Source organism: Frankia sp. CoWAU3, assembly GCF_977971855.1.
This window is the reverse complement of record NZ_CDWWXB010000019.1, coordinates 18,738-30,916: the sequence shown is the minus strand read 5'-3', so window position 1 is coordinate 30,916 and position 12,179 is coordinate 18,738. Positions and strand designations below refer to the sequence as shown.

8 protein-coding genes and 2 pseudogenes are annotated in these 12,179 nt (G+C 69.1%); all 10 read left to right on the top strand.

Going from position 1 to position 12,179, the window contains the following annotated elements:
- Positions 1-798: 798 nt before the first annotated feature.
- The 10 genes and pseudogenes from argS to ccsB all read left to right on the top strand — a co-directional run bounded on the left by argS (position 799) and on the right by ccsB (position 12,082).
- Positions 799-2,835, top strand: coding sequence for an arginine--tRNA ligase domain-containing protein (gene argS / locus AC08ON_RS03840; protein WP_476607118.1), 2,037 nt, complete (start codon positions 799-801; stop codon positions 2,833-2,835).
- A gap of 119 nt (positions 2,836-2,954) precedes the next feature.
- Positions 2,955-3,080 (top strand): annotated as a pseudogene (locus AC08ON_RS03835) (helix-turn-helix domain-containing protein); the annotation flags it as partial.
- Positions 3,081-3,251: 171 nt separating this feature from the next.
- Positions 3,252-3,482 (top strand): annotated as a pseudogene (locus AC08ON_RS03830) (transposase); the annotation flags it as partial.
- Positions 3,483-4,012: 530 nt separating this feature from the next.
- Positions 4,013-5,371 (top strand): glutamate-1-semialdehyde 2,1-aminomutase, encoded by a 1,359-nt coding sequence (gene hemL, locus AC08ON_RS03825; protein ID WP_476607117.1) that lies wholly within the window; start codon positions 4,013-4,015, stop codon positions 5,369-5,371.
- On the top strand, positions 5,368-6,015 hold the full coding sequence (locus tag AC08ON_RS03820; RefSeq protein ID WP_476607116.1) for a histidine phosphatase family protein: 648 nt from the start codon (positions 5,368-5,370) through the stop codon (positions 6,013-6,015). Before hemL ends, AC08ON_RS03820 begins: the two co-directional genes overlap by 4 nt.
- A 71-nt stretch (positions 6,016-6,086) precedes the next feature.
- Positions 6,087-6,974, top strand: coding sequence for a putative RNA methyltransferase (locus AC08ON_RS03815; RefSeq protein WP_476607115.1), 888 nt, complete (start codon positions 6,087-6,089; stop codon positions 6,972-6,974).
- A gap of 213 nt (positions 6,975-7,187) precedes the next feature.
- A complete protein-coding gene (locus AC08ON_RS03810; RefSeq protein WP_011434970.1) occupies positions 7,188-7,817 on the top strand; it encodes a TlpA family protein disulfide reductase in 630 nt (209 codons plus the stop codon).
- Between the two features lie 34 nt (positions 7,818-7,851).
- Entirely contained in the window at positions 7,852-8,778 is a 927-nt protein-coding gene (locus AC08ON_RS03805; protein WP_476607114.1) for a cytochrome c biogenesis CcdA family protein, read from the top strand.
- A complete protein-coding gene (resB, locus tag AC08ON_RS03800; protein ID WP_476616460.1) occupies positions 8,775-10,889 on the top strand; it encodes a cytochrome c biogenesis protein ResB in 2,115 nt (704 codons plus the stop codon). Before AC08ON_RS03805 ends, resB begins: the two co-directional genes overlap by 4 nt.
- On the top strand, positions 10,889-12,082 hold the full coding sequence (ccsB, locus tag AC08ON_RS03795; protein ID WP_476616459.1) for a c-type cytochrome biogenesis protein CcsB: 1,194 nt from the start codon (positions 10,889-10,891) through the stop codon (positions 12,080-12,082). The genes resB and ccsB overlap by 1 nt, the downstream gene beginning before the upstream one ends.
- Positions 12,083-12,179 lie beyond the last annotated feature (97 nt).

Sequence of the window (12,179 nt, the reverse complement as noted above, 5' to 3'; positions counted from 1 at the left end):
CCGAACCAGCCGACGGCGTGCCCGAACGATCAGAAGTCATCCCTCGACCGAGATCACGACAGGGACGGAACACAGGCTAGTTCACAAAGAATCTTGTCCTAAAAATCTTGACAAGTTCCGCTCTTGGCCCACTTGGGTACGTGCCAGACGCCCGCTGAGCTGCACCGATGCGCCGCCTCAGACGTACCCAATTAGCGGGTACGCCGATGGTGGCCCGTTGGGGGGTGGTCGGGTACGCGTATGACGGTTGTAGGGATCGCAGATAGATGGCCACTCACGGTCGCGACTGGCCAGTAGATGGCCAATGGCCGCGATAGCTGGCCACTCCGGTACGGCGCCGCGCTGGTTCAGGTACGCGAGACGGGAAGACCCGACCGGCGTGAGCGATCTTCCTCGGGTTCGTAGCCGGGCTCGTGCTCGCGACGCTCACCGCACCGGTCGGCGTCTCGGGCGCGGTCTTCCTGCCTCAGTCCGTGCTTCGACGGCGGGCTGAGGCAGGTGGCTGATCCATCGGCACCGTCCCGGCCTGCGGCCTGACCAGCACCGCCGAGGGCCTCGTCGGCTGCGTGCTGGCCCAGCCGCTGCACTCGTCCGCGCCCGGGTCGGACAGGGCGCTGGCGGACCGGGGCCGAGCGATGCTCCGACTGAGGGCTCGGATCGGCTGTGCCAGCCCGGCCACCGTGCCGACGAACCGCCACGAAATCGTCCGCACGAAGCCCAGCGCCCAACATGAGGAACGGGCAAACACCGCCTCCACCAGCCAATCTATGCCGCCCTGATAAACTCTGGGCCGTGAATATGCTTGCCCAGGTGACCTCCACGCGTAGGCGTGATATCGAAGATCTCCGCGACCAGGTTCGCGGGTCTCGCCCCGCGGCCTTTCCTTCGTCACGCGACTATCCGCTGGCAAGGCTAAGTGCGATTGTCACGCAAGCATTGCAGGAGAAGTTTGCGCGTTCCGATCTCACGGCAGAGATCGAGTTGATCTCCCGAGAGAAGTTCGGCGCCGACGTGACGGTTAAGATGCCGATGCTCCTTAAAGAGGCGGGCGCGAAAGAGTTCGTTAGGACCTACATTCCGCGGGCCATCGAGGCCCTACAGGTCGAGGAGCTCAAGAAGGTAATTTCCGAGGCCACCGCCAAAGGCATCTACATCAATCTCACGCTGTCCGATAACTGGCTGGCGCAGGCCGTCCAGGGGATCAACAGCCTTGGCGATAGATTCGGCGAGAACGACAGTGCCGCCAGGCGGACTCTCATCATCGAATACTCGTCGCCGAACGTCGCGAAGAAGCTTCACGCTGGACACGTCCGATCAACTATCATTGGGCATGTGCTCGGCAATCTACACCAAGCATGCGGTGCGCTCGTATACCGGTTGAACCACATCAATGACTTCGGCGGATTCGGTTTCATGCTGGAGGGGTTTCGCCGTTTCGGCGATATGTTTCCCGCGGCCATGACCGAGAACGATCGCCTGCTGGAGATCTACGCCATCCGCCGCGCGCTGGAGAGGGTGGTTGCCTCCGGCGGAGGGCTGGGCGGCGCCAGCGAATCGGATGCCGCCGTGCTCCAGCGCTATTTCCCGGGCGTGGACAGCAAGGATGCGCTTGAGTCTGCGTTCAAGGGTTACGTGGAGGCGTCGGATGCCCGCTTTGCGAGGCTGGAGGGCGGAGACTCCGAGGAGGTGGAACTCTGGTCCAAGATGGTGGACTGGAGCCTTGCAGATTTCCGTTCTTTCTATGAAGCACTCGACATCCACATCGACTTCACGATCGGTGAAAGCTTTTACTTCCAGGCCGGTAATGAGGTGATCGAGACCGCTCTGCGCGACGGCCGGGCATTCGAGTTCACGGAGAGTCGCCTGCGCGAGGAAATCGCCAAGATCGAGCAGGCCATGTCTGCCGGTGAGATCACCTCCGCCGTTCGCGACCGGACTGTGGAGTTCGCCCGGAAGGATCTCGGAGCCATCGTCGTTCCTCTTCCAGGAAACGAGCGGTTCGTGGTCCGCAGGTCGGACGGCCGGAGCATCTACGCGACACGCGACGTCGGAGCCATCAAGCTCCGCCGTGATATCTTCGACCCGTCCGGCATCTACTATGTCGTGGGCCAAGAGCAGCGCGTCCATTTCGCGCGGCTCTTTCAAGCTGTCGAGGTCCTGGGTATCGCAGGCCGTGACGAACTGGACCTCCGGCACATCTACTTCGGCTTCTACGTCGATGAGAAGACTGGCCGGAAGCTCTCAAGCCGAGACAGCGTCGCCGGAGTGAACGATCTACTGAAGATGTCATTCGAGCACTTTTGGAAGAGGTCTGCGGAGCGCGGCACGATGACGGAGGAGGAACTCTCCGTCGCCGCCCAGCAGCTGGCGGTCGGCTCGCTCGTCTTCAACGACCTCAAGCAGGACATGAAGACGACTGTCGCCATGGCTCGCGGAGATCTTTCTCCGACCTTGACGGCCTTCGAGAAGTCAGGAGGACCGTATGTCGTCTACACCGCATGCCGCGCACGGGCAATCCTACGGAAATGGGGCAAGCCCGTGCCGAGTCTAGTTGACCTGACACATTTCGAGGTCAGCGACCAAGAGGCGCAGCTCATTCTCAAGTTGCAGGAGTTGCCAAGCAAGATTACCAGAGCAACAGGCGAGGATAGCCCGGCCATTCTCGTCCGCTATCTACTGGATCTGGCAGCACTCTACAATTCATACTATACGACCTCGCCAGTCCTTGAGGGCGAGGCCGCCAACGAATTTCGACTGATGATCACTCGGGCTGTTCAGTACACGCTGGTTAACGGGCTGCGTCTCTGTCACGTCGAGTGTCCCCCGAAGATCTGACGTGTAGTACCTCGAAGACGGCGTGCCGCGAATTCTGAGGTCATCAGACGGCGGGGTCAAATGGTCGTAGCGACGCCCGGACGGGATGATCGTGATGGCGTCGGGGGACTGGATGGTGGATGGGCCGGCGGGAGCAGTTGACAATCGAGGAACGGGAGCTGATTTCTCGGGAGTTGAGCACGAGCCGGTCGGCTCGGTTCATCGCGAAGGAATTCGGCCGGCACCACTCGACGATCTCACGAGAAATCGAGCGTAACGGCGGCGGGCAGGTCTATCGGGCGGTGGAGGCGCAGGTCCGTGGCGGGCTGCGGACCCAGCTGACGCTCGCGCTGCGCAAGGGCCGGGCCAGGCGGGTGAACCGGTCCCGGGCGACCGTGGCCCGTGGGCGGATCGTCGACATGACCGTCGCCACCCGCCTGCCCGTCTATTTCCGCGACCCGCACTTGCCGTCGCAGCGCGGGTCGAACGAGAACACCAACGGGTTGCTGCGCCAGTATTTTCCGAAGGGAACCGGCCTGTCGTTGCATGCCCAGGCCGGGCTTGATAAAATCGCCGAACAGCTGGATGGCAGGCTGCGGCAGACGCTGGGTTGGGCGAAGCCGGTCGCGGTCTTCAACGATTTGTTGGCAAGGCACGTGTCGCTATGACCGCCTGATTCCGCCGTTCTCACGTGCCCACGGGCGAGTATTACCTGCCTCGGCGAGAAGCTCCTCATCCCGCGGCCGTCCCGAGGCGGAATCCGTCCGGCGTGGGCCAGGCTTGCCTCATGATCCATAATGATCATTGACTGGAGTGGGTCGTGTGGGCGGCGTACCGGGCACCATTAGGGCAAGCAGCACCAGGACAACCACCAGGACAACGTCGTCGTCTTCCTTGTAGCCCTCGCGGTAGTCCTCGCCCATCGGGATCGGGCCGACCGGCGGTGGATCGCCGAACGCCGGGGCCTGGGAGGGACAGCGGCCGACCGACGGCCGCGGGTGTCCGGGGAGGACCGGGCGCACGAGCCGCCGCCGGTGGGCGGCCGGGGCAGACCCCCGTCCACCGGCGGCTTCCAGCGATGGCTTCCAGCGATGGTGGCGGGTGGGTCAACGCGGAGCATGGACCGGGGAGGAGGACGCGGCGTGCCACCGGGCACGTGGGGAGCGGGAGGCGGGGCCGACCTGCGAGGATCGTGGGCATGGTGGTTCCGTCTGCCGCGCCGGCATCCGAGGAGCTGTTCCGGCGCGTCGAGCGTGTTGTTCCCGGTGGGGTCAATTCTCCGGTCCGAGCCTTCCGTGCCGTCGGCGGCACGCCGCGCTTCATGGTGGCGGGCAACGGCCCCTATCTGACCGATGCGGACGGGCGTACCTACATCGACCTGGTGTGCTCGTGGGGGCCGATGATCCTCGGCCATGCCCATCCGGCCGTCGTCGAGGCGGTGTCGCGCGCCGTCTCGGCCGGCACCAGCTTCGGCACCCCCACACCGGGGGAGGTGGAGCTCGCGGAGCTGATCGTCGACCGGGTCGGCCCGGTCGAGAAGGTACGCCTGGTCAACTCCGGCACCGAGGCGACGATGAGCGCCGTGCGGCTGGCCCGGGGTTTCACCGGCCGGTCGACCATCATCAAGTTCGCCGGCTGCTACCACGGGCACGTTGACGCGCTGCTCGCCTCCGCCGGTTCCGGAGTGGCGACCCTCGGGTTGCCGGACACCCCGGGAGTCACCGGCGCCGCCACCGCGGACACCATCGTTCTGCCCTACAACGATCTCGCGCTGGTCGAGGCGGTCTTCGTCGAGCGCGGTGAGACGATCGCGGCGGTCATCACGGAGGCCGCCGCCGCCAACATGGGGGTCGTCCCGCCGCTGCCCGGCTTCAACGCCGGGTTGCGCCGGCTGTGCGACATCCACGGCGCGCTGCTCATTCTCGACGAGGTGATGACCGGGTTCCGCATCTCACGCGCCGGCTGGTGGGGCAACGAGGGCGCGATCGAGGACTGGTCGCCGGACCTGTTCACCTTCGGCAAGGTGATGGGCGGCGGGCTGCCCGCGGCGGCCTTCGGCGGGCGGGTGGACGTGATGGCCAGGCTCGCACCCGCCGGCCCGGTGTACCAGGCGGGCACGCTGTCGGGTAACCCGATTGCCGTCGCCGCTGGACTCGCCACCCTGCGGGCCTGCACCGATGAGGTCTACGCCACCGTCGACACCCGCGCCGCCGACGTGGCCGGGATCGTCTCAACCGCGTTGACCGAGGAGGGCGTGGCCCACCTGCCGAGCAGCGCCGGATCGCTGTTCAGCTTCTTCTTCACCGACGCCGCCACCGTGGTCGACTACGCCGGCGCCCAGGCGCAGAACACCGCCCGGTACGCGGCGTTCTTCCACAGCATGCTCGACGCCGGGATCTACCTGCCGCCGTCGGCGTTCGAGGCGTGGTTCGTCTCGGCCGCGCATGACGACGAGACGGTGGAGCGGATCGCCGCGGCGGCACCGGCGGCCGCACGTGCCGCCGCGGCGGTACCCGAGCCGGTGACCGTCTCCGCCTCTCCCGAGGGGCGGGCATGACGGAGCCGACTTCGTTGACCCGGGTGCATCTGGTTCGCCACGGCGAGGTCTTCAACCCGGAGAAGATCCTCTACGGCCGGCTGCCGGGGTTCCGGTTGTCCGACAAGGGCCAGCAGCAGGCGAAGGTCACCGCGGAGTTCCTCGCGGAGCTGGACGTCGCGGCCGTGGTCGCGAGTCCGCTGGATCGTGCCCAGCAGACCGCTGCGCCCATCGCCGCGGCGCACGCACTCGCCGTCCAGGTCGACCCGCGGCTGATCGAAAGCCGCAACGCCTTCGAGGGCAGAACGTTCGAGGCCGGCCCGGCGGTGGTCCGGTACCCCGCCCTGTGGCGCCTGCTACTCAATCCGTTCCGCCCATCCTGGGGCGAACCGTACGACGAGATCGCAGCGCGGATGCTCGTGGCTGTCGTGGAATGGCGCGACGCCCACCCCGGTCGGCACGTCGTGCTCGTCAGCCACCAGCTTCCGGTCTGGACGGCTCGGCGTGCCCTGGAGAGAGTGCCCCTCTGGCACCGTCCCGACCGGCGGCAGTGCGGGCTGGCGAGCGTCACCACGGCCGTCTACCGGGAGTCCGAGCTCGTCGGCGTCGAGTACGCGGAGCCGAACGGGCCGACCGCGAACACGCCTGGATCGGTCGGCGCCTGACGAACTCCACCGGTCCCGAGTCACCGGCGCCGGCCGTCGCTGCCCCGCCGGCCCTCGCGGCCCTGCGGGCCGTGCTGCCGTTCCTGCGCTGCCCCGTGTGCGGCGCCGCGCTGCACCCGGCGGACAGATCCCTGCGCTGTCCCGCCGGGCACGACTTCGACGTCGGCCGCGGCGGCTATGTCAACCTGCGCACCGGCCGGACTCGGCGGGTCGTCGGCGACAGCGCCGTCATGGTCGCCGCGCGGGAGTCCTTCCTCGGTGGTGGCCACTACGGGCCGCTCATCGCCCGGCTGGCCCAGATCGCGTATCCCGTCCCCGGGGGGCCATTCGGGCCGCCCGGGCCATTCGGGCCGCCCGGTCGGGTGATCCTCGACATCGGTGCCGGGACCGGGCACCATCTGGCCGGCGTGGTCGGTGCGCGACCGGACGCCGTCGGCCTCGCCGTCGACGTCTCCAAGTACGCCCTGCGTCGCGCGGCGCGTGCCCATCCCCGGATCGGCGCGGTCTCCTTCGACGTCGCCGCCCCCTGGCCGGTGGCCGACCACGCCGTCGCCGTGCTCCTCGACGTCTTCGCGCCGCGCAACCTGGCCCAGATGCACCGGGTGCTGCGCCCCGACGGGCTGCTCATCGTCGTCACCCCCGGGCCGGGCCATCTCGCCGAGCTGCACGGCCCGCTCGGACTCGTCGGGATACAGGCGGGCAAGAGCGACCGGCTCGACGAACGGACCACCGGACGGTTCGAGCCGATCATTGTCGAGCACGTTGACGTTCCGCTCACGCTGAACACCGACCAGATCGTCGACCTGGCTCTGATGGGCCCGACCGGCCATCACCGGGCGCCCGACCAGCTGCGCCGACGGGCCGAAACCGCCTTCCCCGGGAGCGCCACCGTCACGGCCCGTTTTCAGATCCGCGGTTACTGTCCGCTCCCGGTCCCGCCGGTGGCCGGCGGCCGGTGACGGCGGCGGAACGGTGCCCGCCTGGCAGATGGAGCCCACAGGTGTCCTTCGTCGAGAAGCCCATGCGCGTCTCGCGGCCCCTCCACCTACCCTGAGTTGAGTTCTACAGTTGGTCGTAGACAGGTTCCCGGGTGGGAAGGGGCAGGGCACATACTGGTTCGCGTGGCGGAGAAGGGATGGCGGTCCGCGTCGGATGACAGGTCGGGCCCGCCGGTGACAGGCATTGCCCCGATGCGGCGGACACGCCGGGCCTGGTCGGCCCGCCGTGTCCGCCGGGCGGGACGCATCGCCTTGGCCGCCGTGGCGCTCGCGGCGGCCGGGCTGCTGGCCGCCTGCTCCCCCGGGGCGAACTCGGTCGACGCCACCGGTGGTGGGGGCTACGGCTTCGTCCAGCAGGCGGCCGGGCAGGACTTCGCCGCCCCCGGAAACCGGCATCCAGCACCCCCCCTGTCCGGTAAGACTCTCGACGGGACCTCCCTCGACCTCTCGTCCTACCGAGGGAAGATCGTTGTGATCAATTTCTGGGCCTCGTGGTGCGCTCCCTGCCGCGCGGAGACGCCAGGCCTGGTCCAGCTGGCCAAGGACAACCCCACGGTGGCGTTCCTCGGTGTCAACGAGAAGGACACCGTCTCCGGTGCGAAGGCCTTCACGCAGGACTTCGGCAGGTCCTACCCGAGCATCGTCGACAAGCTGGGCACCCTCGCCGCGGGCTGGCCGGTCGCTCCGGGCCTCCCGTCGACGTTCGTGCTCGACCAGAACGGGCGGATCGCGGCCCGGTTCACCGGTGGTGTGCTGCCCGACGACCTGAAGCCCGCGTTGAGCCGTCTGCAGGCCGAGGCGTGAGCGGGCACCGTTTGCCCGGGGCGGAGGACCCGCGGTGAGCGTGGTCGGGCTCATCACCGACGGGCCGGTCCTGCTCGCCGCGCCGGTCGCCGCCGCGGCGGGACTGCTCTCTTTTCTTTCCCCCTGCGTCCTTCCGCTGGTGCCGGGCTATCTCAGCTTCGTCACCGGCCTGTCCGGGGCGGAGCTTCAGGATCGTTCGAGGCGAGTTGCCGCCACCCCGGGCGGGCTGCCGGGCCGGGCACCGGCGATGCCGGCGGTGTCCGTAGCGGTGCCGGGCATGGCGGTGGCCGGCGGGGCGGCGGTCCCTGGTGCCCTCGCCCGGGACGACGAGGGGACCGGGTCGCCCGGGCCGCGGCTGTACCGGCTGCGCGCGGGGGGGCGGGTCGCCGCGGGCACGGGTCTGTTCGTGCTCGGCTTCACCGCGGTCTTCGTGTCCTACGGCGCGGCGTTCGGTGGGCTCGGGCAGTGGCTCACCCGCCATCAGGTCGGCGTCAGCCAGCTCCTCGGGGTTGTCACCATCGTGATGGGACTCGCGTTTGCCGGCGTGTTCTCCCGGCTGTCCTGGGCGAACAGGGAGTGGCGCATCCACCGGTTGCCGGCGTCCGGCCTGCTCGGCGCGCCCGTGCTGGGGGCGCTCTTCGGAATCGGCTGGACGCCTTGCCTCGGCCCGACGTTGTCGGCCGTCCTGGGGCTGGCGGTGACGAGCGCGACGGCGCAGCGGGGAGCGGTCCTCTCCGCGGTGTACTGCCTCGGGCTTGGGCTGCCGTTCCTCGCCGTCGGACTGGCTTTCCGACGTGCCGTCGGCGCCCTGCGGGTGCTGCGACGGCATACCCGCATCCTGACCCTGCTCGGCGGCATGCTGCTCGTCACGGTCGGAGTGCTTCAACTCACGGGGGAGTGGGCCGACCTGGTTGCGAACCTACGGCCCTACGCCCCCGGCTTCTCGGAGACGTCGCTGTGACCTCCTCAACCCGTTCGAACGCCCGGCTCGCGCCTGCGTCCGGAACCGTCGATCCCGCAGCACTCGCCGTCGATCCCGCGCCACTCGCCGCCGGGTCCGTCGACGTCGAATCCATCAACACTGTCGAGGTCGAGTCCGACCTTGAGAAGCCCGACCTTGAGAAGTCCGACCTCGATTCCGCCGTCGAGTCCGCGGGATTCGGCTCCGACGCGGCGGCCAGCGCGCGCCGTCTGCCCGAGGGGCATGCCGACGCCCGCGCCGCAGCCCCCGAGGCGTTCGACCCGCCGGACAGCGCGGCCGGTCCGTCGTCCGACGACCCCGGTACGCCGACCGACGGACCGGGGCGCGCTCCCGGCGCCGGTGGCCGGTTCACCCGGCATCCGGCCCTTGCCCTCGCCGTCCGGTCCTGGCGTCAGCTCACCAGCATGCGTACCGCGCTGCTGCTGCTGTTCCTGCTGGCCCTGGCTGCCGTGCCCGGATCGCTCCTGCCGCAACGCGCCATCAACCCGATGCGGGTGGAGCAGTACCGCGCCGACCACCCCACCCTCGGTCCGCTGCTCGACCGGTTCTCCGGGTTTGACGTCTTCGCCGCGTCCTGGTTCGCAGCGATCTACCTGCTGCTGTTCATCTCCCTGATTGGCTGCCTGTCGTCCCGGATCCGCTGGCATGCCAGAGCGTTGTTCACCGCGCCGCCGAAGGCCCCGGCCCGGCCCGGCCGGCTGCCCGGCGGCAGCGCCTGGACGAGTCCGATGGAGCCCGCCGACGCGATGGCGGCTGCCCGGCAGGCGCTGCGCCGACGGCGCTTCCGGGCCACGGCCACGGCTGGGGAGGCCCACGACGCGAAGGGGACTGCCGACCACTCCGTCGCAGCGGAGAAGGGGTACCTGCGCGAGACCGGCAACCTCGTCTTCCACATTGCCCTGGTGGGGCTGCTCGCCGCGGTGGGCTTCGGTTCCTGGTACGGATACTCCGGGACCGTGCTCGTCGTTTCCGGGAGCGGGTTCGCGAACACGATCATCTCCTATGACCAGTTCAACGCTGGTCAGCGCGTCGACACCGCGAAGCTGCGTCCGTTCTCGCTCACGCTGGACCGGTTCAACGCCACGTTCCAGCCAAGCGGCCAGCCGTCCGACTTCCGCGCCGACGTCACGTATGCCGCCGCGCTGAACGCCCCGACCCGCAAGGCGACCATCCGCGTCAACCATCCGCTGGTGATCGGCAACGCCAAGATTTACCTCATCGGGCATGGATTCGCCCCGCACTTCGTGCTTCGCGACGCCGCGCGCAAGGTCGTCTGGGAGGCGAACGTGCCGTGTACCCCGCGGGACGGCATGTTCACCTCAACCTGCACCGTCAAGATCCCCGATACCGGACTGCCCGCGCTGGGCGCCCGCAAGGAGCCCCAGCAGCTGGCCTTCAGCGGCGTGTTCACGCCGACCACCCGCCTCGACCCGACCCAGGGATACGTCTCCGCGTTCCCCGCCGCCCGCGCGCCCGGTCTGACGATCACGGGATTCGTCGGCAACCTCCATCTCAACGAGGGCATTCCACAGAACGTCTACACGGTCGACACCCGCGACCTGCGCCAGATCACGATGACGGGTCCGGCGGGCAGCGAGCGCACCGCGCAGGTCCTGGCCCTCGACAACCCGCGGCAGCGCACCCTTACCGGGCTACCCGGCGGGATGAGCCTCGAGGCCGACCGCGTAGCCGAGTTCGCCACCTTCCAGGTCAAGTCCGACCCGTTCAAGGGCGAGGCGTTGCTCTTCGCGGTCCTCATCATCATCGGGCTGATCGCGAGTCTTCGGGTGCGCCGCCGCCGGGTATGGGTGCGGGCCCGGCCAGCGGCCGCAGGTGGGTGCACGGTGGAGATCGGTGGGCTGTCCCGCTCCGACGCCGACGGGTTCGCCGTCGAGCTGGCCCAGCTCACGACCCTGCTCCGGGAGGCCACCGGGCCCGCGGGCACCGACCGGTCCGTGCCGACCGCCTCGGAATCGCGCGGCGCCGAACCAGCCAGTACCGAACCAGCCAGTACCGAACCCAGTAGTACCGAACCGGGTGGCACCGCAGCCGGCGATGCCGCGTCGAGTGCCAGCGAACGGGAGCACTGATGGCGGTCAACGAGGGCGTAGCCAGCCTTTCCGATCATCTGTTTGGCAGCGGCGAGGCGGTGTACGCCACGGCGATGCTCGGCTACGCGGCCGAGTTCGCGTTCAGCCGGCTCGGCCTGCGCCACGACGTGGCTCAGGAGGCGGCGGCCGTCCCGGCACGGCAGGGGGCCGGGCAGCCGGCGGCGCTGATCGGGGCGGCGGCCGGCGGGATCGGCGCCGCCGCCGATCCCGCCGAGGCAGCCGGCCCGACCGACGGGGCCGCGGCCCCGATCGACCCGTCCGACCCCGCCGCCGTGGCCCTCGCTGCGGCCCGGGCCCGGGAGATCGAGGCTGTCCGGCGGCGGGCGAACGCCGCGCACACGCTGGCCGCCGGTAACGACGGCGACGTGGCGGTTCCCGCGCGTGCCCGGTGGATCGGGCGAATCGCCGTCGCGCTGACGGTCGTCGGCTGGACGCTGCACCTGGGGTCCGTTATCACTCGTGGCCTCGCGGCGGACCGGGTGCCCTGGGGCAACATGTACGAGTTCTCGTCGATGATCTGCCTGATCGCGGTCACGACGTTTCTCGCCCTGATGATCCGGCAGCCGGTCCGGTGGTTGGGCGTCTTCGTCATGCTGCCGGTCGTGCTCTCGCTTGGTTTCGCCGGCACTGTGCTCTATGTCGCTGCGGGACCGCTGGTGCCCGCGCTCAACTCGTACTGGCTCAAGATCCATGTGGTCGGTGCGATCGTCGCCAGCGGGGTGTTCCTGGTCTCCGCCGTGACCACGGTGTTGTTCCTCATCAAGGAGCGTTGGGAAAATCGGCTGGCCGAGGTCGCGGCCGGACGGGCTGACGCGAGCCAGGCCATGCAGCGCCGGGGCGGCATCGTCATGCGCCTGCCGTCGTCGGCGGCGCTCGACACCCTGTCCTACCGGGTCATCGCGTTCGCGTTCCCGATCTGGACCTTCGCGATCATTGCCGGGGCGATCTGGGCGGAATCAGCATGGGGCCGCTACTGGGGGTGGGACCCCAAGGAGACGTGGTCGTTCATCACCTGGGTCTGCTACGCCGCCTACCTGCACGCCCGCGCGACGGCCGGATGGCGTGGGCGGCGGGCCGCGGCGATCTCGCTGCTGGCCTTCAGCGCCCTGTTCGTGGACTACTACCTGGTGAATCTGGTCATCTCGGGGCTGCACTCCTACGCCGGCATCTGACCCTCCCCACGGCTGCTGGTCCCTGGTCCCGGCCTGGCCCGCCGGGGAGAACGGGCGGGCCACCCGCAGCCTGCGGAGAACACCCCGCTCGGCCGCG

Excerpts from the sequence above, each read along its gene's own strand:
- hemL (WP_476607117.1), top strand. The coding sequence starts at position 4,013 with ATGGTGGTTCCGTCTGCCGCGCCGGCATCCGAGGAGCTGTTCCGGCGC.
- argS (WP_476607118.1), top strand. The coding sequence starts at position 799 with ATGCTTGCCCAGGTGACCTCCACGCGTAGGCGTGATATCGAAGATCTC.
- ccsB (WP_476616459.1), top strand. The coding sequence starts at position 10,889 with ATGGCGGTCAACGAGGGCGTAGCCAGCCTTTCCGATCATCTGTTTGGC.
- AC08ON_RS03820 (WP_476607116.1), top strand. The coding sequence starts at position 5,368 with ATGACGGAGCCGACTTCGTTGACCCGGGTGCATCTGGTTCGCCACGGC.